Source organism: Shewanella sp. Shew256 (assembly GCF_002196695.1).
GTDB lineage: Bacteria > Pseudomonadota > Gammaproteobacteria > Enterobacterales > Shewanellaceae > Shewanella > Shewanella mangrovisoli.
In genome coordinates this window covers 165,411-188,592 of sequence record NZ_NAJR01000001.1, presented here as the reverse complement: position 1 = coordinate 188,592, position 23,182 = coordinate 165,411, and the positions used below count along the sequence as shown (strand labels likewise).

Below are 23,182 nucleotides of genomic sequence, written 5' to 3'. Positions count from 1 at the left end.
TTAGCTGTCGGGATATGTAACTAAGGTTTTGGATCTTTTGGCTGAGCGTCTTTAGGCTCATTCGCTTTCGCATCAAGGTCTTGGTCGATCAATTGATGACTCTCGGGGCGTTTATCGCTCGGATCAGCCTTATGCTCAAAGTCCCCTTCATACACATTGCCGTCGGAGTGAGTATGTTGCTCAAAGGGGGATTGGCCAAATGGATTCGACTGTGAGCCTGAATGAGGTCCAAATGGACCCGTACCAAAACCGCCGCGCATTCCGCCCTGTAAACCAGACACCACGCGCAGCTGCATACGCTTAAACACTAAGGCGGCAATCGGGCGGCGCGTTAAGGGTGTGAGTAATAATAGGCCAATAAAATCAGTCACAAAGCCAGGGATAACCAGCAATACACCCGCCATGGCTAACATCATGCCTTCGACAATTTCCTGCCCTGGCGCCTCGCCTCGCGTGAGTTTTTGCTGCACTTGCATCAGCGTGCTCAGCCCTTGGCTACGCACGAGGGACACACCCAACACGGCGGTAAATAACACCAGACCAATAGTGGTCCAAGTGCCGAGCACCTCGCCCACGCGAATTAACACTGACAGTTCGATAACTGGGATCAGCACAAATAATAAAAACAGGATTAAAAACATACCGACCTCAGATTTATCTCGCTTACTTGAAAACTAAATGGGGGCTATCCGGTCTTAATTCAAGTCTCTTGGCTGGCGCTGTCGGTAAGGGAGTGAAACTTCTGATATTTAGCTCACTCTTTTATTACCCGGTTAATGTATGAGACCATAAAAACACGTAAAGTAGCTTAGCCTAATAGGCTTAAGCGAAGTTTAAGATTGTTAAGGGACGATACCTCACACCATGCAAGCTCAATATCTTGTGGTCAGCACCAGTTGCCCAGATGAAGTTCAAGCAAAGCGCATTGCACGTGCCTTAGTGGAAGCGCGCATCGCCGCCTGTGTACATATTTCGGCGCCGATCCGCTCCATTTATGCATGGGAAGGAAAAATCTGTGAGGAGCAAGAAATTAGCTTACACATTAAATGTTTACAAAGCCGCTATGCCGAGTTAGAACAGCTTGTGCTTCAACTCCACCCTTATCAAGTGCCTGAAATTATTGCCGTACCCGTGACTCACGGGCTACCAGCCTACTTAGATTGGATAAAAGATAACACTCAGCCATGAAAAAACTACTTAGCCTTGTTTTCACCGCGTTACTGCTCTTTACGCCTCTCACCCTAAGTGGCAACGCCTTCGCCAATAGCTTTGGTTTTCTAAAAAGCGAACCCGAGTTAATGCCTGTCGATCAAGCCTTTGCCTTCGATTTTAAGCAAGAAGGTAATAAGGTCACCCTCAATTGGGTCATTGCCGACGGCTACTATATGTATCGGGATAAGCTCAAATTTAGCGTCAATGGCGCCGAACTTGGCACCATCGACCTGCCAAAGGGTAAGCCCCACAACGACGAATATTTCGGTGAGCAAGAGGTTTACTACACCTATATCGATATTCCCGTTGGCCTGAAACAAGCCGATGATAACGGCACCTTAACCGTGACCTTTATGGGCTGCGCCGAGGGTAAACTCTGTTATCCACCGACCAAGCGGGACGTGACCCTAAAGGCTGTCGCGGCCAATGATGGGAATATTGCAACTGGCGCAGACAGCAACGAAACGACTGAACCTGCCGCCTCTGCTGACGCTAAGCAAACTAGCAGCGCCCCAAGCCAACCTATTACTCAGCAGGACAGCCTAAGCCAGATGCTGTCTAACGACAGTTTACTCTGGACCTTAGTGATCTTCTTCGGCCTAGGGATTGGTCTGGCGCTCACGCCTTGCGTCTTCCCTATGTACCCTATCCTATCGGGCATTATTGTAGGCCAAGGGCAAAAACTATCAACCGCTAAGGCCTTCACCCTGTCGATGGCCTATGTGCAAGGTATGGCGATCACCTACTCGATTTTAGGTCTAGTGGTTGCCTCTGCGGGGATGAAATACCAAGCGGCGCTACAGCATCCCGCCGTGCTGATCTTTTTAGCTATCCTGTTCTTTGTACTCAGTTTATCCATGTTTGGCTTGTACGATCTCAAACTGCCTTCAAGCTGGCAGGAGAAGATGAACTCCATTTCCAACAATCAAAAAGGCGGCAATCTAATTGGCGTATTTTTGATGGGAGTGATCTCAGGATTGGTCGCCTCGCCTTGCACCACGGCTCCACTTTCTGGCGCCTTAGTCTATGTGGCGCAAACCGGGGATTTATTACAAGGCTTCCTCGCGCTGTATGTGCTGAGTATGGGCATGGGCGTACCACTACTTATCATCGGCACCTCGGGTGGTAAGTTACTGCCTCGCGCTGGCGCTTGGATGAATATCATTAAAACTGTGTTTGGCTTCCTGCTGATTGCGGTATCGATTGTGATGCTTGGCCGTATTTGGACGGGCGTGGTTTCCGATGTGCTTTGGTCGCTTTGGGGCATTAGCTTCACCGGTTACCTGATGCACCAAAATAAGCTCAGCGCCTTTAACTGGAAACAAACCGTACGCTCAGTGCTACTCACCTTAACCCTGCTGGCAAGTTTCTCCTATGGCTTCCAAGCCGTGATGGGTCACTTTGGCTTTAGCCACAGTCCGGTTGCGACTGCGACAACGACTGAGCAAGCCCATGGCTTTAAACGGATAAAATCCATTGAAGATTTGGACCGCGAAATTGCTGCTGCCACGGCAGTTGGTAAGCCTGTGATGCTGGATCTCTACGCTGACTGGTGTGTGGCTTGTAAAGAGTTTGAAGCCATTACCTTTAAAGACGCCGAAGTATTAGCGCGAATGAACAAAATCGTGCTGCTGCAAGCGGATGTCACTAAGAGTGATGCTGTGGATGTCGCTCTGCTTGAAAAATACAATGTCCTCGGTTTACCGACATTATTGATGTTTAACGAGCAAGGTGAACAGCGAGAAGATTTAAGGGTAACCGGCTTTATGGGTCCCAAGGAGTTTGCAGCTCATTTAGATCACTTGGTGAAATAATCTCGACTAAACGCTAACACTCCTCTGCGGCGTTTTAGCGTAAAATCAACAAAAAGCGGACTTTTTTCATGAAAAGTCCGCTTTTTTATCGCGCTGTCATCGATTTCTTATACAATCCTTGTTTATCGTGGACTTTTTAGATTGGAGCATTATGGAACCAGCTATCCTCATTATCACCCTTATTTGCGGCATGCTCGTTAGCCGTATAGGACTGCCCCCACTCATCGGCTACTTAGTGGCGGGCTTTGTACTCTTTGTATTAGGTATTGAAAAAGAAAGCCTGCCACTGCTGCAAGAACTCGCCAATTTAGGGGTTACGCTACTGCTGTTTGCGATTGGTTTAAAACTCGATATTCGTAGCCTATTTAAGGCTGAAGTGTGGGCGGGGTCGAGTGTGCATTTGATGCTATCGATCCTAGTATTCGTCCCTATTCTCAAAATATTAGGGTTATTAGGATTATCTCAACTGACCAGTTTAGGGATTGAGCAGTTAACCTTACTGGCATTTGCGTTAAGCTTCTCCAGTACCGTTTTTGCGGTAAAGGTCTTAGAAGATAAAGGGGATATGCAATCCCTGTATGGCCGTGTTGCTATTGGTATCCTGATTATGCAGGATATTTTTGCCGTACTCTTTTTAACCATTTCTAAGGGCGATGTGCCTTCAGTGTGGGCATTTGCGTTATTGTTATTACCTCTGGCAAAACCACTGATTTATAAAGCCTTTGACCGTGTTGGCCACGGTGAATTATTAGTGCTATTTGGATTAGTAATGGCACTGGTTGTCGGCGCTTGGTTATTTGAATCCGTTGGCTTAAAACCGGATCTCGGCGCATTAGTTATTGGTATTCTGCTCGCAGGACATAAAAAAGCCTCTGAGCTGGCTAAATCATTGTTCTATTTTAAAGAACTCTTTCTTGTCGCCTTCTTCTTAACCATTGGTCTCAATGGCTTACCCACGATTTCGGATATCGTGCTGGCTACATTATTAGTACTGTTAGTACCGCTAAAAATCTTATTGTTTGTCTATATTCTTACTCGCTTTAAATTACGTTCTCGCACCTCGATGTTAGGTTCCTTTAACCTAGGTAACTTCTCCGAGTTTGGTCTGATTGTCGCTGCGGTCGCCACCAGCAAAGGCTGGCTACCGTCACAATGGTTGGTGATTATTGCCGTGGCCTTAAGCTTTAGCTTTTTATTAGCAGCGCCGCTCAATGCTACGGTCGGAAATATTTACCAACGCTTCCAACAGCGACTCGTTAGGTTAGAAAAACGCCCATTGCACCCAGAAGATCGCCCCATTGCCATTGGTAATCCACGCTTTTTAATCCTAGGGATGGGGCGTATTGGTAGTGGAGCCTACGATGAACTGCGTGCCCGGTTCGACGGTGAGATCCTCGGGATTGAGCATAAGCAAGACCTGGTCGATTTACACCGCGCTAAAGGCCGTAATGTAGTGCAAGGGGATGCTTCCGATACCGACTTTTGGGAGAAGCTTGATAAAGCGCCCAATCTTGAATTAGTGCTGCTAGCAATGCCGCATCATGCGGGAAATCTCTTCGCCGTTGAGCAACTTAAAAAGCTGAATTATCAAGGTAAACTAAGTGCAATCGTACAATATGGTGAGGATGCTGCATCACTCAGAAGTTCTGGTGTGCATAGCGTTTACAACCTATACGAAGCGGCGGGTGCGGGTTTTGTCGACCATGTAGTTCATGAGTTATTACCAGACTCTGAAATGAAGGCAGTTGCCGACGTAGACGATGACAACAAACAACATTCTGCCGCGGTTTAAGGCGTGTTTACGTTTGTTATCATGAATAAAACTCATCCTATTTAGGCTAAAAATGACTCAGGAAAGGGATTAACCTGAGTCATTACCTCACCCGATAAAACCTATAAAAACCACTAAAAATCAATCACCTTAACGCACTTACACACGCTCAAACATTGCGGCGTTTTTGACTATCGGTTTTCTCTGACAAGCTTATCGTCAATGCCATAGAAAATCTCAGTTACATCGCCGACTTAGTCGTGATATAAATCGAAGACAAGAACGAAATTAGCCCAGCTTTTTTGGAAGTCTTCTCAGCATGTCGAACCCTGCGCAGCGCGCCACCAAGTTATTTGTCCAAACCTTTGGCACTAAAGCCGATGATTTATATCAAGCCCCAGGTCGAGTAAATCTGATCGGTGAATACACGGATTACAACGACGGCTTTGTTTTGCCTGCCGCCATTAATTTTCATACGGTGATTGCCGTTAAACGCCGTGAAGACAATAAGTTTCGCGCCGTTGCTGATGCCTTTCCCGGGCAAATTAAAGAATGGACCTTCGGCAAAGAAACCGAAATCCATCCCGAGGACGGTTGGGTAAATTATTTAAAAGGGTTCACCGCGGCGATGGCCAACACAGGGCTCATTGCCAAGGGCTTAGATTTAGCCGTGGTAGGCGATGTACCGCTCGCAGCAGGATTATCTTCCTCTGGCGCCTTGGTCGTCGCCTTTGGCACAGCCATTAGTGACAGCAGCCAATTGCATCTCTCACCGATGGCAGTGGCACAATTGGCCCAACGTGGCGAATATCGGTACGTCGCATCGGCTTGCAGCATTATGGATCACATGGTTTGCGCGATGGGCGAGCCGGATCATGCCCTGCTCATCGACTGCCTTGACCTTGATAGCGAAGCGATTGCAATCCCTGAGAATCTCAGCCTGATCATCATTGATGCGCATATTGAGAAACAACGATTAGCGGCGATTAGCCAGCAGCGACGTGAGGAATGCGCTCAAGCTGCCGAATTTTTTGGTTTAGACGCTCTGCGCCATCTTGAACTGCGTCAGCTTGAAAGTGCCAAGGATAAATTGGATGAAACCCTTTATCGCCGCGCCAAACACGTAGTCACCGAGAATAAACGCACTCAGAGTGCAGCTCGGGCACTAGAGCAAAATAATATTTCTAAATTCAGCCTATTAATGGCTCAGTCTCATCAATCATTGCGGGATGATTTTGAGGTAACACTACCGGAATTTGACACTTTGGTGGATATTGTTAGCCAAGTGATTGGCGAACGCGGTGGCATACGCATGACCGATGGCTGCGTGGTCGCGCTCGTCGACCATGAGCTTACCGATGCGGTAGTTTCTGCGGTCGAACAGACATTTTTCGAGCAAACAGGGATAGACGCAACCGTTTATCTCTGTTCAGCGAGTGCTGGCGCGGGCCGTATCGACAGCTAAACACTTAATCGCACCAGCTAACTCCGCCACTAATACCATACGAATTCAACCATGAATTGTGTGGTATTTGTCATTTTTAAGAGGCAAAATCAAACGGTTAAATGACACATGAGGGAAACTAAATGGTGCGTTTCAGTGTATTAGATCCTTGGACCGATCCCCGCGGCAGCGAAATTGAACGCGTGCGGATAGACAATGGCATCATCGCCTTGGAAGTGCTCAGTTTAGGCGGCATTATTCGCGCGCTTTGGACGCCCGATAAACAGGGTGAGCGCGCCAATATCGTTCTAGGCTGCGACAGTGCCGAAGATTACCTGACTCAAAATGCCCACCTTGGCGCCATTGCAGGCCGCTTTGCCAATCGTATCGCCCTTGGCAAGCTGCAATATCAGGGGCAAACCTATCAACTGGATATCAATCAGGCTAGCAACTGCTTACATGGTGGCCGCGAAGGTTTTAACAGAAAGAACTGGCACTTAGGCCCGCTTCCCGATGGGGTAAGATTAACCTTAGTGAGTCCAGATGGCGATATGGGCTTCCCCGGTAATTGCACGGTGCAATTAGACTATCGCCTTGCCGCCAATAATCTCTATGTAGAAATGCTGGCCTCCGTAGATAAACCTTGTCCGGTGAGCCTAACGCAGCACAGCTATTTTAATCTGGATGGTACGAGCAATAATTATCAGCACCAGATGCAAATCGATGCGACACGCTATTTGACGATGAATGAAGTCGGCATCCCGACAGGAATTGCTGAGGTTAAAGATAGTATTTTCGATTTAACTCAAAGTGTTTCCCTTGGCGAAAAACTTCACGCTCCCGAACTAACAAGCACCCAAGGTTATGATCATTGCTATTTGATGGATAACCCCGATGGTTCACTACGCCGCTTTGGTTGTTTAAGCAGTCCTGTCAGCGGCCGCGCCATGACGGTATTTACCAATCAGCCTAGCGTACAACTCTACTGCGCTAACTTTTTAGCGGGAACCGTGGGACGAAACCAACAAAGTTTGCACCAACATCAGGGCGTGTGTATTGAACCGCAAAAGCTGCCTGACTCGCCCAATCAACCGCAATTGGGTGATGATGCCTGGTTAGTACCAGGGAAAATCTATCATCATATTAGTCGATATCAATTTGATATTGTTGACTAAAGTTGAAATGAGCATCTGTAGGAATTAAAAAGAAAGGCTGGTAAGGAATAAAGTCGTTTCATTCCTTACCTTTATCCAATGTTGCCGAAGCAAATTGGATATTAATCGTCGAAATCATCGCCCCAATCTTCATCGAAATCAGCACCAATTGCATCGGTTTCGATTTCAGGCTCAACCTCAGGTTTAGCCTTACGTACTGGGCCAGAATCCTTAACGTTGTTCAGATCAATACGAGCTTGATGCTTGCTCATAAATTGAGCGCGAGCCGCTTTCCATGCAACGCTAAACTTAGCCTCAGCAGCTTTTAATGCGGCCTCATCTAAGTCGTATAGGTTCACTTTTACTATGTCTTCTACATACTCAACAATGGCATCACGGTCGGTATTGTAGAGGTAAATTCGTCCAGGGGAAGCCTCTGGCAGCTGGTTGTCGTGGACGACAATCGCATTGCCCTTCGATGTTCTCAGCTCACCATACCAAACCTGTTTCTTTGCTGTGTTATACATATATGCCAATACCCTTAAATCAACACATACACTATGAGTTTTTTAGTCTGAATAAGCGAAGCGACGCTTGCTTTGATCCACGAATAGCGCCGGAAAGTCTCTGACGTTTTCAACTGGGTATTTTTACAGAATATTTTCGATAATCAATGCCTCAAACCATGAAATTTTCACTTATTACGCATTAATTTCGGCCAAAGTCTCTAAAAAAATTTGTCACTAACGACTTTAGTCTAAAAAAACATCACATCAAGTTTTAATTATGCACCTATAACCATTAAATTATTGAAGCGATAAGAGGTTACAGCTTGTAGCTGAGTTAATTCAAAATGTTAATACCACTTTGCCCCTATGTTCGCCCGACTGCATTAATCTATGGGCCTTAGGCGCATCGTTCAATGGGTACGTTGCAAAAATATGTGGCACGATTTGCTGGCTATCAAGTAATGGCCAAACACGTTCGTGTAATTGCCTTGCGATTTCAGCTTTGGCTTCAACCGTTTGTGGTCTTAGGGTTGAACCTGTCCAGACAATTCGCTTAGCCATCAGCTGGAGAATATTAACCTCAGCTTTAGGACTACGTTGAGTTGAAACCGACACCATACGTCCATCCAACGCGAGTGCTTGCAAATTGAGGTTAATAAAATCGCCACCCGCGATATCAAATACCACATTAACGCCTTTACCCTGCGTAAAGCTCATGATTTCTTCGACAAAATTCTGAGTGTTGTAATTGACGACAAGATGGGCACCTAATCCGGCGCAATAGTCGCGCTTGGCATCTTGTCCCGTAGTCGCAATCACGGTCGCACCAAGGTGCTTAGCGAGGGAAATCGCCGTGCTGCCAATGCCACCAGAACCGCCGTGGATCAACACGGTTTCACCCGCCTTGAGTCCCGCGCGCATAAAGAGGTTGCCCCACACGGTGAAAAAGGTTTCGGGCAGCGCCGCCGCTTGCACCTCAGAAAAGCCCTGTGGGATAGGTAAACAATGCTCGGCATAGGTTAAAGTGTACTCGCCATAGCCGCCGCCGGGCACTAAGGCGCAAACCTTATCCCCCAGCTGCCATTGGGTCACGCCGTCGCCTAAGGCACAGATTTCCCCTGCGACTTCCAGTCCAATAATCGGCGATGCCCCAGGTGGTGGCGGATACACTCCCATCCTTTGTTTGATATCGGGTCCATTCACCCCGGCGGCGCGGTTACGAATTAAGACTTGGCCAGCGCTCGGCACGGGCAATGGAGAGCGTGTCAGCTGCATCACCTCCGGCTCACCGGGCTGCTCAAGATAAATATGCGTGTAATCATGGGGTAATTCGGACATAACGGGCTCCTAGTCGGGTCTTATCGATAGAATAGAATACTGCCGCTAACAAAGTAGTCTAGATTGCACGGGTTAGCGGCCATTTCAGGCATAGCTGGACATGGGGATAAACGATAATCAAAGCTTCGATAGTGCTAGACTATCCCAAGTTCAAACACTAAAACAGACATGACTCTCAAAGCTTTTCAAGCGCTTGTACTCTAGCCTTGGCCTTAGCTTCGTAATCATTCGTAAAGGATTTGGCCAGTTCAATGCTGTGCTGATAGAGCGCAAGGGCACGCTCTGGCTCAACGCTACCCCCTTCGCCCACATCGAGTAGGCTCGCAAGCTGAAAATAGGCACGACCCAACACGTCCCGCTGCATGCCTTGTTTATCACCCTGCAAAACCACTTTTTCGAGCCAGATACGCGCTTGGTACGCATCGCGTGTATCGGGTTTCAACAGAATATCCGCATACTCGGCGGCGACATAGAGATCGCGCTCGGCGGCAATCAGCCAAAACTCCTGACTTTGCGCAAAATCCTCGAGCAAATAATAGTAATCACTGGCCGCGCTATGGGCTAAGGCCGGATCAGCCTGCACACTCATACGATAGTGAGTTAATGCAGCCGTTGCATCATGGTAGGGCGACCAAGGCAATGCTTGGTACAGCGCCATCATACTTATGGCCTCGGGTATCCCTTGATTAACTAATACATTTAATTGTTCCCAAGCCTTAACTTCCGCGCTTTTTGCTTCGGCTGTATTCAATTTACCACGCAGGATAATCTCAAGTGGTTGACGAATAAGCTCCAGTTTAGCTTCCATATTTCCAAGCCTTGCCGCGCGTTGTAGCCAATAACGGCTCTGCTCAACCTCGCCCGCATAGGCTGCCTGTGATTGCATCCACTGAATAGCAATCAAGTCATCGCCCTCGGCCGCCTCTCGGTAGAATTTGCGCGCTTTTTCTTCATCCTTCGCCAGCGCATTACCTGCCCAATAAATTTGTGCTAACAATCGCTTATCTTCGGCCTTGGTGCTTGTGCTTAAGGTATTGAGCATAGATTCAGGCTTACCATAGGCATAGAGGTGCACATCCCCACGTGGATAACGATACTCAGTGCCATCGGGATAATGAACCGAGATCTGCTCAGGCTGTCGCCACACATTCACTTGATAATCAGATAGAATTTCAGGATTAAACTGCACCCGCAGCACGACCTCCTTATCGAAACGCACCATTTGCGTCACAGTGCTCGACCATAAACGGCTGCTCGACTGCAGATTACTCTTAAGCTTCACCTCAAAGGGGCTATCGGTCTTAGGGCTGTAAATCACTACAGGGTAATACACGGGATTGAGGCTAAGCGGCAATCCCGCAACCAGATTGGTATCCTCTTCGCTGCCAGCAAGCACGGGCTCGATGGTCAGCTCCTGACTCAAATAAAACCCATCATGGGGTGAGGCTTTGGTCGCGGGTTCGCCCGATGTTAATAGCGGTGACGTATGTAAATAGTCATCTTTTAATGACTTAACCTTTTGCCAGATGGGATGACTTGGCAGCAGGGTCAGGTCGAGGACTAAATCCTCCAATTGCCAATCGCAATCTCCACCGCCTTGCAGGGCTAAAGTCAGGCTGAAAAGCTTGGTATTACCGGTCGTATCGAGGGATTGTCGCAGAACCGAACTCTTATTCAGCGTAGCGCGATAGGGGTTAGCAATACCACTCGGAAAACGGATTTCTTTGCGGGTACACACGGAGGAAGTGTAATAACCCACTAATTCGAGCTGAGTGTGGGCGGGTAAAGTCCCTGTAAACTCGAAACGCTGCGCTGTGTTGGGCGGCGTAGTTTGGTCGGCGGGCAATTCCTGCTGCCATAACTTATCCGAAAATCCCAACCAAACAGATACAGAGAGCAACGCGCTTAAGCATAGGCTTAGCCAAAACAGTTTTGAAATCGAACTCATAATGCCAGCTCTCCATTGCTGATGAGATTAAGTCGCTCTTGCTGTAATGTCCCTGCATCGGTTTTCACCAATGGAACCACCCCTTGAGTTTTCCTACACTTCGCATGCTTGAGCTTGCCACAATCTGGCTAATAACTTCGCGATATCGCTAAAAGCTGGACGGCAAGATAACTCAGGTTGCATACATAGCTCTGTTAACTGCCGCAGTTGAACTCGCAGCGCGTAGGCTCTATCGGCTCTATCGGCGCCAGCAAAGGGCAATAAGTCATCAATCAAACAGCCTAGGGCCCGCACCTCAATGGCTTGCATGGCACTACGCTCCGATGTAGATAATTTTGCTAAGTTTGAGGCGGCACCGAAGTCACCGAACAGCAGTGACATTTGTTGATTAATCATCATATTGTGCGCATACACATCCCCATGGCTGATATGCTGGGCGTGCATATGCGCGAGAGTCTCGGCCAACTGCAAGGCTATCTTAACTATGTCCTTAAGGCAGAATTCGGTCCCCGCCTTAAAGGTATCGCGGGTGCAGGTTTCAAGGGAAGGCGGTAAACCTAAGTTATAAAATCCTTGGGGAATTAACGCCATCACTAGCCCTAGCTGATCCTGTTGGCTGATATGCGCTAAGACCTTGATAAGATTTGGATGCTCACCCGTGGTTAAACAACAATCCAATTCATCGGCAGGATAACCGTCACTGGTCACCTCCCCCTTAAATAACTTAACAGCAATATGCTCGCTCCCAGTGGCAGCCACCATTGCAGGATTTAACCAACGTCCTTGGTAAATAATACCGGAAGCACCTTCACCGAGTTTTTCTCCGAGTTCAATGTCCGCTAGCGTCACATTGGGCACACTGGCCACATCGGCATGGGGATCGACCAGCGTATGACTAAAGGGATTACCCGCAAACGCCAGCCAAGTAAGTTTGGGTAGCTTAAGCAACCAACTCGGCAGCGCGGCTAAGGCATTTGCCGACAAACGCACTAACTCTAAGTTATGGCATTGGGCCATGGATGCTGGCAGCGAAGTTAAGCGATTGCCCGCTAAGGCTAATTTTTGCAGACGATGCAACTGCCCCATACGTTCCGGCAAGGCGGTAATTTGGTTATCCGTTAAGATCAACCAACGGGTATGCAAGGGTAATGAGGCCTCAGGTACCGAATGAATTTGATTGGCTTTAAAGCCGATCATCTCCAGTTTCGGACACTGGCCTAACACCTCTGGCAGCACTTCAAAGCGGTTATTGGAAGCAAACAAAATCTTCAAATGGGTTAAGCGAGGTAAATCTTCGGGCAGTGAACTAAGCTGGTTATTGGATAAGTCGAGGATCTCAAGCGTATCGGCTAAGTCGAAGATCTCCCGCGGAAATTCGGTTAAGTTTTCAACCAATTGTAAACGAGTAATCCCTTGTAATTGTCCCGCTTTTAACTGCGCTAACGTCTGCACTCTGTAATCCACTGCTATGAAAAATCACCGCTATCTTAGCCCATTTGAGGCTAAATCTAAATGTGACCTAGGTGGTCAAATTTCCAGCAAAGCTATTCACAAATGCGAAAACAGATTAGCATGTGCCAAATCATGGAATACCAAGTCATCACAGATTACAGGACAATCATGCGGAAAACCTTTCGCCAACCCACTGCCTTAGCTGCACTCGTGGTCGCCATCTTCATGGGCCAGCTCAGCGGCTGCGCAACCACGTCGGCGCAAACTTCGCCTACGGAATACGCCGCAGCCTTGCCAGAAGCCGAAGGCAATAGCGAACACATTACACAACCTCAGCATGTTGAAAAGGACGTTATCGACGAGCGCTATACCGATGTGTGGGAAAAAATCCAACACGCACGCACCATTGATGTGCATGACGATGCCGAAGTCCGCAAGCAGCGTAACTTTTTCGATGATAAGCAAAAGTTTATGACTCAGGTGACCCAGCGCGCAGAGCCATTTTTATACTATATTGTCAGCCAGCTCGAAGCCCGTAATATGCCACTCGAACTGGCACTCCTGCCAATTGTCGAAAGTGGCTATAACCCACTTGCTCAGGCAAATGGTCCAGCAGGACTCTGGCAAATGATCCCTGCCACGGGACGTAATTTTGGTCTCACCATCAACTCGGCCTACGATGGCCGTAAAGATGCACTGGCCTCGACCGATGCCGTACTCGACTATTTACAGCACTTGCACGACACCTTAGGTAACGACTGGATCAACGCCGTTGCTGGTTATAACAGTGGCGAGCTAGTGATCAAAGCCGCTATCGATAGAAACAAAGCTAAGGGCAAACCCACGGATTTCTGGTCGCTGAATATTCCAGCTCGCCAAGTACAAACCGTACCTAAATGGCTGGCATTTATCCAAATTATCCGCGCCCCAAGCCATTACAATCTCAAGGTGATGCCGATTGCCAATCGCCCATTTCTAGAGCGTTTACCTGCTCCCAATGGCGTTGAAATAAGCCAAATCGCCAATGCCGCAGGGATCACTAAGGCGGAGTTTAAAACCTATAACCCAGGTTATCGTCAAAGCGTGATCCCAAGTAAGGGAAAATACCAAATCGCCCTGCCGATTGAAAACATCGGCCAATATCAAGAGAATCAGCACCAGCTGTCCGCGCAAAAACGTTACGACAGCCAGAGCTATATTGTGAAATCCGGCGATAGCCTAGGTACAATTGCCGCGAAATTTGACATTTCAGTCAAAGAGTTAAAGCAGGCAAACAACCTCAGCTCCGATAGAATTAAAATCGGCCAAGAGTTAACCCTGTTAACGCCGATGAGCAGCGAAGATAACGCCTCGACCGAAACACCAAAACAGAGCAAAGCTCAAACAACGTCTCAATCGGCGAAGGCTAAAACCAGCAGTAAAACCGCAGATAAGCCAGCCGTGAAAGCCAGCACATACAAGGTGAAGTCCGGTGACTCGTTAGATAAAATCGCGCGTAAAAACAAAGTGAAACTCGCGGATTTAATGAAGTGGAACCAACTGAATGCCAAGAGCATTATTAAGCCTGGCCAAGAGCTAAAACTGTCGGAATAACGCCGCATAATACGAAAAAGCACTACCAAGGTAGTGCTTTTTTATTGCCCAATTTATTGAACCCAGCCTAAGCGATTAAAGCTTAACGAGGTTATAGCCAAAGCTGGTTGAAGCGTCCTTATTCAGCACCATAGTAACATTATCTTCGTTATTAAAATCCATCATCTCTGATGCATAAACCACGGTTTTAGTGCCATTTTCCACCGCGATCACCTTGATAGAATACTCACCTTTTGGCACCACTAACGACTGTGGCGCCGTTGGATTAACCGCACTGATCTTATAGGCTGCAGTTTCGATGGTGTCGTTCGCCTTTAAGAAGTACAACGTCAGGTTACTCTTGTCGGCAAAACTGACGATATCAAACTTAAAGCTGTAGGGACTCGGCGTTTGCGTTTGCTTCATCTCCATCGCCTTCACTTGGCTACCTTCTTCGGTAGTTTGCTCATAGATGAAGATGGTTTTGATATCGTCCTGATTAAGGGTAATCAACACATTGTCGAGCAATTTAGCTTGGCTAGTATGGTCAAAAACGCTCACGCCAAAGTCATTAAACTCAGCGCCTTGATAAGCAGTCACGCCAAAGGGTGCCACATTGCTAAATAGGGCTTCTTGTTTATTGCTCACCACTTTGACATCGACATTGTGCGTTGCCAAACCATTGAATACCCTAAAATCGACGCTGCTTTCGAGGGCAACATGATTACGCACATTGGTGGTCGAATCGACGCTATCTAAGCTGATTTTGGCATTCGAAGCACCAAAGCTTTCCCTTAAAATCAACTTATAGGGCACCTTAGTCTTAAAGTTAATGCTTGCCGTGGTGTAGCTCACATTAGTGGTTCCCGCGGGAGCGAGGTAAACCTTGTAATCCCCAGTGTCCAAAATCTGCGGGGTTGAGACCTCACCGTAGGAGACACTACCAAGCATCACCGCATCGGCAAAGCTTTGATCGGCTTTGGCAATATAGGCATCGTAGGCGGGCGCATTCATCGCCGTATGGGCGATCAATAATTGCATTTTACTCTTGTCCGCTTCGGCGTTTTGCTTATCTAACTCAGTGCGGGAGTAATTAATATTCAGCAGCGATGGCGAGGCAAAATCCCCATGCAAGACAAAGAAATGGTCTGTCGCGGTTTTTAAATCGATATCCTCTTTATAGAGCGAGATATCTTTGTTCGACGCATCTTTACCCATCACCTCGACGGCACTGACGCCTGGCGTTGAAGTGAACCTTGGCATCGCATCGGCGTAGCTCACGCTCTCATAGGTTTTATCACCAATCTTCAGTGCGGTAGCCGTACTTCCAGCCGAAGCATTGTAAAATTGCACATAGGTATCGGTCTTCGAGGTGTCCTCATCCTTTTTATTATCGGAGCCACCACAAGCGGTCACGCCCAAACAGGCGAAAGTCAAAACCGCGAATCCTTTTAGTTTATTGTTAAGCATCGTATCCCTCATTAGCAGACAAAAAATTCAGTTCAGTCTACGCAGTTATACAATGACAACAATGGCAATTTCCACTCAAAACAAAAACAAATATTTCACAAACTCAATAACTTAACAAACATTTCAGCAACAACGCCAAAGTTGATACAAATCACATTTTTTAGGCGTTTAATTGATACAAATAAGATTGAAGACAAAGGCGGTATCGTCTGATGAGCCTATGTTGTTTAAGCATGTGAATTGAATATGCTGTGATACTAGCCACTACTGAGCAATATTTAACCGACAATCAGGGCCGTCGGCGAACTTTCGATATTGATATCTATAAACGCCTGCAGCATACCGAGATAGAATTTATCCCCGTCAGCGGCACCAACAATTAATGCTCTCCAAACAACCTTTGTGCCAGCAGTTAGACATTGCTCAATAAAGTAAACACGGTAAATATCAGCTTTAATTCTGCGTCTGTGGCTGAAAAATGGCTTTTATCCTGTTTCGCAGCCAAGTGATTTTGGGGTTATGGCTGTTTCTCTTATGCCAAATTAAGGTAAAAGGAATGGCGAGTTTATCAAGATATTCGCCACTTATCGGGATCGGGCGACTCACTAAATCAGGGTGTAATTGACGAGCATATTGCTCACAATATTGCGGCGCTACCGCCATCATGCTGTGGTGAGGCTCTGCCGCGACAAACAGTGACTGCTCAAAACTGGCTAAGGTCAGCACTATATTGCGAGTTAACCCAAGTTCGATAAGTACATCATCCAAGGCCCAGGTTTCACTCTTTTCCCACAAGATATTGATATGCGGATATTTAAGAAAAGTATCTATGTTCCACTCTTCTTGTAAAGCGGGATGATCGCGGCGTAAGTACACCCGAGGGATATCGGTAAATAAAACCTCAAAATCAATAAAATAAGGCAATAAATCAAGGGATTCCTTCGAGCGGGGATGACTCTCTCGACCGGTAAACCCCATATCGGCCTCACCGCGAATGATGGCCTCGAGTGAATCATAATCCCAATTACGCACCTTCACTTTTGCATCTGGGTAGTGCAGGTAAATGGCCTGCGTTAACTGATTAAGCATAATGAGCGACAAAGGAGACTCAAGCATCAGCTCGAAGCTGAGCCCTTTCGCCATATCATCCCCGCGCTTACCCATGAGCTGTTTGCCCATTTGCAACCAATCGGCTAAGTCCTGCTCCATGCTTTGGGCTAATGGTGTGAGCTGCAATCCTTGAGGCGTTTTAATGAATAACGGATCGTCAAACCAATCGCGCAACTTCGCCAACGATTTACTCACGGTCGATGGCGTCACATTGAGCTTTTTGGCGGCCTTAGATACGCTCCGCTCCTGCGATAACAACTGAAAAGTAAACAACAGATTGAGGTCAAGCCGACTCAGGGATTTGCTCATTCGCTACCATTTCCGACAATTTAGGCACAGCTAACATTAGCGTGATACTTATCAGCGCTCCAACGGCGAGGATAGCTAATAATATATTAATCGCACTCACTTCGAGCAGCCCCATCACCCAAATATACAAGGCCGAAGTACAGACTTGGGCTATCCCCAGTAATGAGCTAGCCACCCCTGCCCGCGCCACAAATGGACTGAGCGCCTGACTCATGGTCACCCCAAATCCAATCGCAAACCCTGAACATACCAAACCAAAACCGAGCAGATTGAATAACTGACCCAACCAGCCCAATTGGGTCAAGATGAATACCAGCGCTGCTGCGGCAAATAATGTCTGAGAGAACAAAATTAGCGATTTTTCTTTAAACTGGTTAAGCAAAAAGGGCATCGAAAATGAGGCCAGCATACTTACCAATGCAGTCATCGCCATAGTGTTGGAATATTGACCTCGGTCAAACCCCATCTGCCCCATAATCAGCATGGGAGACACATTCACATAGCTTAAAATCGTGGTTACGCCTAAGGTCGTTATGACCACGCGGCTGATAAAAAAGCCTTGTTTAAAGGATTCAGTTTGTACTCTAGGCAAAGTTTGACTGTGAAATGACGCTTTAGAATAAGTCTCACGCAAGACGAACAGACATAGTCCAAACACCAGCAATCCCATTACCGCCATAGTGTAAAACAAACTCGGCCATGGAAACCTAAGCATGATCAAATGCCCAATTACAGGCGCGATCACAGGGATAATGCAGGTCACGCCATTCACCATTGAGAGCACTTTAGCGCGGCGCTTATCGTCTAAGACATCACGCAAAATCGCAAACGCGACAACATAACAACACCCCGCCCCGACTCCTTGCACAAAGCGAGCGACTAAAAACAGGTCACTGCTTTGCGAGCGCGCCGCAAAATAGGAGGCTAACGCAAACAGTAAGGCACCAAAGAGCGTGATAGGTTTACGCCCAATCCTATCTGCTAAACTGCCCGCAAACAGCATAGTCGTCGCCATGCCCGCAAGATACACAGAAAACGCAATGTGCAGCTGCGCCTCAGTTGCCCCAAGTTGATTGGCGATTTGTGGCAATCCCACCAAGTACATATCTATCCCTGTCGGGTACATTAGGACTAAACCAAAGCAACATAAAAGATATCGAAACATGACATGAACACCCTGCAAAAAGTTGCGTTTAGCCTAATATGAGCGCGGCTTAAACGTGAGTGGCATTTTCGACAACAGCGATTTCCAATTGCGACCGAGTGGTATTGCAATGATCAATAAAACCAAACCTCCTGTGACACGAGTATCACAGGAGGGAGATCTTCAGAGGGATTATGGTTTAATCGCTCACTGAGCCGTGATGGGTGCAGGTAAGGTTTCGATGGTTAAACGCTTATCATCTTTGAGGTATTTCTGCGCCAATTGGCTTAACTCGGCGGGGGTTATTTGCTGTACCAGTGCCAATCGTTGGTTAAAGCCAGCAAAACGCTCCGGTTGGCTTTGGGCGGTTGAAGCCAAATCTAACCAAAAGTTATTACTTTGCGGCGCTATATGCATCCACTCCAACACAGGTTGGCGGGCGCGATTGAGTAAATCCTCACTGATCCCCGAAGGCGTTTTGACTTGCTTAACTGCGGCGGCGTAATACTTAGCCACTTCAGGCAACATAGCCTTAGTTGTCACGCTAAATAAGCCAAGATAACCATAACCCGTTGGGTTTAAGTCACTGTATGAAAATGCCGAGGGTGAATAACTCGCACCGACTTTTTCGCGAACATTTTCAGTGAGTAGGATGTTTAGTACCTGCTCGAGTAAACCTAAACCCACCAGCTCACGGGGATTGCTCATATCCGTCGTCGGCCATACCTGCGCGAGTGCCGCCATATCGACTTGACCATAATGGGTCAGGCTCATTTGTGCTGGCACTTTAGGAAACACAGGTACGATAGTCTGCCCCTTAGGGATCGGCTGTCGCGCAATGGCTCCTAGGGTTTGTGCAACCTCGGCAATCGCTTTGTCTTCATCAAAATCCCCAACAATCGCCAGTTCAAGCGCCCCCTGCTGAACGGCAGAATGGAAGCTAGGCCCGAGTTCAGCAAACTGCCGCTTGAGGATTTCACCTGGATTACCGTAGCCATAACGTTTGTCGCCATTATGGGCAATACGGGCAAACTGATTCGAAAACTCCAGTTGCGGATTGCTATGAATGCTCTGCTGCTCGGCTATCACTTGCTCACGGAATAACTGCTCGGCCTGTTGATCCATCCCGGGATCGACTAGGTAAGCCGTTAGCACGCCTAATTGGGTGCGAAGTTCGGCAGCATTGGTGCTGATCTCGCCGCCAAAACTCTGTTCACGCAGACTCAAGCCCACCGAGATATCTTGACCAGCAAAAATATCCTGCAGACTGTCCCAATCGTGCAGCCCTAAACCGCCCTGCACAAAAGCGCTATTAAACAGGTAAGACAAACCATCTAGCTCGGGGAATGGCACCTCGCCAAAGCCGATATTGAGACTCACCAGCGTCATCCCCTGATTAAAGGGGGTAGGTTTTACATTGAGGCGCACACCGTTAGCAAACTCTAGCTTACGGATCCCAGTTGTGGCATCGCGCTGATCGGCAACAATCTGTCCCGGCTCACCAAATTGGCTATAGGCAAACTCGGCAATGCTCTTGGTTTCGGGCGCTTTTACGGCTTGCTTTTGGCTCGAGTTGTAGGCGGCTAAGAGTTGTTTTTCAACATTTTCAATGGGTTTGTTATTGGTGAGATACAGATAAGGCGTCCCTTCCCAAGCCTGTTTAAACAACTGCTGCAGTTTTTGCGGCGTGATGCTTGGCATCAGCTTTTCAAACAGCGCCAATTGCCATGCGGGTTCCACTGGCACACGTCGGCTCGCCACTGTATTCACTAGGCTTTCGGCAATATTGACACTGTGGATGGTGTTACTGCCAGCGGCACTGAGCTGATAGCCCTTGTGCATTCGTTTAAGTTGCTGATCAATTTCCTGTTGGCTAAAACCAAATTCCAGCGCCTGACGCAGGGTTTGCTCTAATAACGCAACTCCCTGCTGCCAGTTATTTTCCTGCGTCCCCAAGGTCATTTGCGTGCCATAGGCAATATCGTATTGCGGGCCGATTTGTAAGCTTACGCCGTATAAGCCTTGGCTGTGCAGCAACTGTGATTCTAGGCGGCGATACAAAATACCATGGGCAACCTCTAATAAAATCTCCTGCTCACGCAGCGCAATCGTATCTGGTTTAGGGGGTTGCGGTTTTAACAGCCCGAGGGAAACCGAGGTTTGCAGGCTTGGGTCAAAAAATGCCGCCGCCTCAACAGCGGTTTTAGCCTGTACCGTGCCTATGGATTGGGCCTTCACCCCAGCAGCCTGCGGCGCGGCTTGCCAGTCGGTAAATTGCTGTTTGATCTTGTGTTCGATACGATCAACATCAATATCCCCCACCACAATTAAGGTGGTGCGGGATGGCGTATAAAAACGCTGATAGAGGGACAATAACTTGTCACGATTCGCATTTTGAATGCTCGTCGCCTCTCCCACGGGAAAGCGCTGCGACAGCAAGGTTTGCGGCATTAAAAAGGTTAACTGATGGCGATAGTTTTCTAAATCGGCGCTACTGCGCTCACGCAATTCAGACAAGACCACCGCCTTTTCACGCTCGATAAGGGCGGGATCCAGCAACAGATTACTGGCAATTTCACGCATTAAAAACAAAGCAGTATCGACTTTATCTTGGCTATTGCTCGGTAAATTAAACTGATAAACCGTCTGCTGGAATTCAGTCACCGCATTGGTATCGGCCCCAAAACTTAAGCCTAAACGCTGCAGTGTCGGGATCATCTCCCCCGCCGCGAGTCCGGTAGAGCCATTAAACGCCATATGCTCTAAAAAATGCACTAGACCTTGCTCGGCATCCGTTTCCATCACAGAGCCTACATCTACCCGCATACGGACGATAACCGCCTGTTCAGGAGTTTTGTTGTTCACCAACAGGTAGTGCAATCCATTAGCCAGGGTGCCTGTGTGTACTCGCGGACTTAAGGGTAAATCGGCCGACTCAGGCCACAGCGGCGCTTCAACCGCCCTTAGGGGTAAGGCCACACTGATAAATAGCAGCCATAGCCACAGGTGTTTAAACTGGATTCGCTTGAAATTATTCATAAAAATTCATTTTCTCCCCCAAATTGGGTTCATTAACCGGAGAAAATGCTTACCTCAGTACTGATAAATTGACTTTTTACTATAGCCTCTAAAATGCTTTAAGTCACAAAATCAATACCTTACACCGTACCAAAAATATCAAAATCATGAATCAATAAGAAAAAATAATATTAGAGCTTGAAAGTATATGAGGGAAAACTCGTTGTTAACTTTATAAAAATATTCCTCTGTCACACTGCCACACATTGGCAATTCAGAACAGGCTTAATTAAAGCCTGTTTTATTCTAAATTAAGCAAGTCTGACTAACACAGTTAATGCATAGATAACCATAGCCCAATAGAAACCAAAAAGAGCAATCCAGATCCAATTCAACCAAGTTAAACTTGAATTATCCTCATAGTCTAAAGGTTCAAGCGCAAAGTTAATTGCTTTTTGAGCTTCATACAATGGATACAAAACTGCTAAAGGTATAAAAATAGAAATTAAAATAAAGAATGTTGGTAAAACTTCAATTTTATTAAGAATACTAGAGACTACGATAAGTAAAACGTAAGCTGTCGCTAATGCTGAATGATTCCAACGATAGCTTCTATTATCTTCTTTAATATATTCATTAACATAAACGAACAAAGAGTGTGTAAAAAATACCGTAAAAATGCATCGAGCAATAGGCCATGCATCTAAATCATAGTACTCTTTTAATGCCTGCCATTGCTTATAAAACCAATAAATTTGATATAGACCAAAGGTGGCAACAAACATAATTGTCAATTTAGCAAGAGAAACGTGAAACAGTGGAATTCTCTGAATATTGCTATCTACTGTTATTTTTTTTCATCACTTTTTAATGGATTACTTTCCTGACTTATTACATCTTCCATGGAAGAATTCCTTTCTTTTAGTAGTCGTCATAACGTTAATTTTTTTCAAAAGTTCAAGCCCTTTAGTTGACCCAAACAATCTACCCTAAACCGCAACAACTGTTAACAACTGCTAACAACTACATAAAGAAAATTATTCAAGGACAGACAAGCCATATACAAACAAAAAGCCCCGCACAATATGGCAGGGCTTTTAAAAAACTATTCTTTACACTGTAAGCTAGAACGGGATATCGTCGTCCCAACCGTCATCCAAATCTGGGGTAAAGTTTTGTTGTGGCTGTGGCGCTGGACGTTGTGCTGGTGCCGCTGGCGCTTGATAGGCTGGTGCAGCAGGCTTAGGCGCATAACCACTTTGCTGTGGCTGAGCATGGGATTGCTGTTGCTGGCCATAGCTTTGCTGGGCAGGCTGCTGATTGTAGCCAGATTGTGGCTGCTGTGCAGGTGCTTGGTAACTTTGCTGTACGGGCGCGTATTGGTTTTGCGCTGGCGCAGTTTGAGCCGGAGCCGCTTGGTAACCCGCGTTTTGTTGCATGCCACCCATAGGCGCACCTTGGCCTTGACTTTGGCCTTGATTGCGGCCGCCTAACATTTGCATGCTACCGCTTTGGTCGATAACCACTTCAGTGCTGTAACGATCTTGACCGCTTTGGTCTTTCCACTTACGCGTCTGCAGTTTACCTTCGAGGTAAACCTGTGAACCTTTACGCAGGTACTCACCCGTAATTTCAGCCAACTTGCCAAACAGAACCACACGGTGCCATTCAGTACGCTCTTGCTGTTGACCTTGTTGGTCTTTCCACGATTCGCTGGTCGCTACTGTGATGTTAGCGACTGCGTTACCGTTTGGCATGTAACGTACTTCTGGATCTTGTCCCAAATTGCCAACCAAAATTACCTTGTTAACACCACGACTGGCCATTGAAATCTCCTGCGATTCTTTAAATAATCTATTAATTCAGTATGTTGTTTATAATTGTTGCCGCAAGGGAAAATCCGCTTCCCTAAAACTC

18 protein-coding genes are annotated in these 23,182 nt (G+C 47.1%); 7 read left to right on the top strand and 11 right to left on the bottom strand.

Annotated elements, in window-relative coordinates; all coding sequences use genetic code 11:
- Positions 1-20: 20 nt before the first annotated feature.
- Positions 21-641: an FxsA family protein gene (locus B5P39_RS00825; RefSeq protein ID WP_088210104.1), complete on the bottom strand. Its 621-nt coding sequence runs from the start codon at positions 639-641 to the stop codon at positions 21-23.
- A 223-nt stretch (positions 642-864) separates the two neighbouring features.
- Here B5P39_RS00825 and cutA point away from each other — a divergent pair, with 223 nt between their 5' ends.
- The 5 genes from cutA (at position 865) to B5P39_RS00800 (ending at position 7,416) form a co-directional block, all read left to right on the top strand.
- Positions 865-1,188 carry a divalent-cation tolerance protein CutA gene (gene cutA / locus B5P39_RS00820; RefSeq protein WP_088210103.1) on the top strand — a complete coding sequence of 108 codons (324 nt, stop codon included), beginning with the start codon at positions 865-867 and terminating at the stop codon, positions 1,186-1,188.
- Positions 1,185-3,026 carry a protein-disulfide reductase DsbD gene (locus B5P39_RS00815; protein WP_088210102.1) on the top strand — a complete coding sequence of 614 codons (1,842 nt, stop codon included), beginning with the start codon at positions 1,185-1,187 and terminating at the stop codon, positions 3,024-3,026. The genes cutA and B5P39_RS00815 overlap by 4 nt, the downstream gene beginning before the upstream one ends.
- A gap of 151 nt (positions 3,027-3,177) precedes the next feature.
- Entirely contained in the window at positions 3,178-4,818 is a 1,641-nt protein-coding gene (locus tag B5P39_RS00810) for a cation:proton antiporter family protein (protein ID WP_088210101.1), read from the top strand.
- A gap of 298 nt (positions 4,819-5,116) precedes the next feature.
- Positions 5,117-6,262 (top strand): galactokinase, encoded by a 1,146-nt coding sequence (gene galK / locus B5P39_RS00805; protein ID WP_055647537.1) that lies wholly within the window; start codon positions 5,117-5,119, stop codon positions 6,260-6,262.
- A 122-nt stretch (positions 6,263-6,384) separates the two neighbouring features.
- Positions 6,385-7,416, top strand: coding sequence for an aldose epimerase family protein (locus tag B5P39_RS00800; RefSeq protein WP_055647538.1), 1,032 nt, complete (start codon positions 6,385-6,387; stop codon positions 7,414-7,416).
- Between the two features lie 101 nt (positions 7,417-7,517).
- Here the strand turns inward: B5P39_RS00800 and B5P39_RS00795 are convergent, their stop codons facing one another.
- The 4 genes from B5P39_RS00795 to B5P39_RS00780 form a co-directional block, all read right to left on the bottom strand.
- Complete coding sequence (locus B5P39_RS00795) at positions 7,518-7,922, bottom strand: hypothetical protein (protein WP_088210100.1); 405 nt, start codon at positions 7,920-7,922, stop codon at positions 7,518-7,520.
- 321 nt (positions 7,923-8,243) lie between these two features.
- Complete coding sequence (locus B5P39_RS00790; RefSeq protein ID WP_088210099.1) at positions 8,244-9,242, bottom strand: NAD(P)H-quinone oxidoreductase; 999 nt, start codon at positions 9,240-9,242, stop codon at positions 8,244-8,246.
- Positions 9,243-9,417: 175 nt separating this feature from the next.
- Positions 9,418-11,190: a sel1 repeat family protein gene (locus B5P39_RS00785; RefSeq protein WP_088210098.1), complete on the bottom strand. Its 1,773-nt coding sequence runs from the start codon at positions 11,188-11,190 to the stop codon at positions 9,418-9,420.
- A 93-nt stretch (positions 11,191-11,283) separates the two neighbouring features.
- Positions 11,284-12,642, bottom strand: coding sequence for a leucine-rich repeat-containing protein kinase family protein (locus B5P39_RS00780; protein ID WP_088210097.1), 1,359 nt, complete (start codon positions 12,640-12,642; stop codon positions 11,284-11,286).
- 168 nt (positions 12,643-12,810) lie between these two features.
- Between B5P39_RS00780 and B5P39_RS00775 the strand changes: the two genes are divergently transcribed.
- Positions 12,811-14,235: a LysM peptidoglycan-binding domain-containing protein gene (locus B5P39_RS00775; protein WP_088210096.1), complete on the top strand. Its 1,425-nt coding sequence runs from the start codon at positions 12,811-12,813 to the stop codon at positions 14,233-14,235.
- A gap of 75 nt (positions 14,236-14,310) precedes the next feature.
- On the opposite strand, the gene B5P39_RS00770 is transcribed toward B5P39_RS00775, so the two are convergent.
- On the bottom strand, positions 14,311-15,684 hold the full coding sequence (locus B5P39_RS00770; protein WP_088210095.1) for a DUF4397 domain-containing protein: 1,374 nt from the start codon (positions 15,682-15,684) through the stop codon (positions 14,311-14,313).
- A gap of 251 nt (positions 15,685-15,935) precedes the next feature.
- On the opposite strand from B5P39_RS00770, the gene B5P39_RS24855 reads away from it, so the two are divergent.
- The gene (locus B5P39_RS24855; RefSeq protein ID WP_254915663.1) at positions 15,936-16,067 is read left to right on the top strand and encodes a hypothetical protein; all 132 of its coding nucleotides are present in this window, start codon (positions 15,936-15,938) and stop codon (positions 16,065-16,067) included.
- Positions 16,068-16,137: 70 nt separating this feature from the next.
- Here the strand turns inward: B5P39_RS24855 and yidZ are convergent, their stop codons facing one another.
- The 5 genes from yidZ to ssb all read right to left on the bottom strand — a co-directional run bounded on the left by yidZ (position 16,138) and on the right by ssb (position 23,091).
- Positions 16,138-17,103 (bottom strand): HTH-type transcriptional regulator YidZ, encoded by a 966-nt coding sequence (gene yidZ / locus B5P39_RS00765; protein WP_088210094.1) that lies wholly within the window; start codon positions 17,101-17,103, stop codon positions 16,138-16,140.
- The gene (locus B5P39_RS00760) at positions 17,078-18,268 is read right to left on the bottom strand and encodes an MFS transporter (RefSeq protein WP_088210093.1); all 1,191 of its coding nucleotides are present in this window, start codon (positions 18,266-18,268) and stop codon (positions 17,078-17,080) included. Before B5P39_RS00760 ends, yidZ begins: the two co-directional genes overlap by 26 nt.
- A gap of 186 nt (positions 18,269-18,454) precedes the next feature.
- Entirely contained in the window at positions 18,455-21,286 is a 2,832-nt protein-coding gene (locus B5P39_RS00755; protein ID WP_088210092.1) for a M16 family metallopeptidase, read from the bottom strand.
- A 290-nt stretch (positions 21,287-21,576) separates the two neighbouring features.
- Complete coding sequence (locus B5P39_RS00750) at positions 21,577-22,050, bottom strand: hypothetical protein (RefSeq protein WP_254915662.1); 474 nt, start codon at positions 22,048-22,050, stop codon at positions 21,577-21,579.
- Positions 22,051-22,389: 339 nt separating this feature from the next.
- Entirely contained in the window at positions 22,390-23,091 is a 702-nt protein-coding gene (ssb, locus tag B5P39_RS00745; protein ID WP_088210091.1) for a single-stranded DNA-binding protein, read from the bottom strand.
- Between the last annotated feature and the right edge of the window lie 91 nt (positions 23,092-23,182).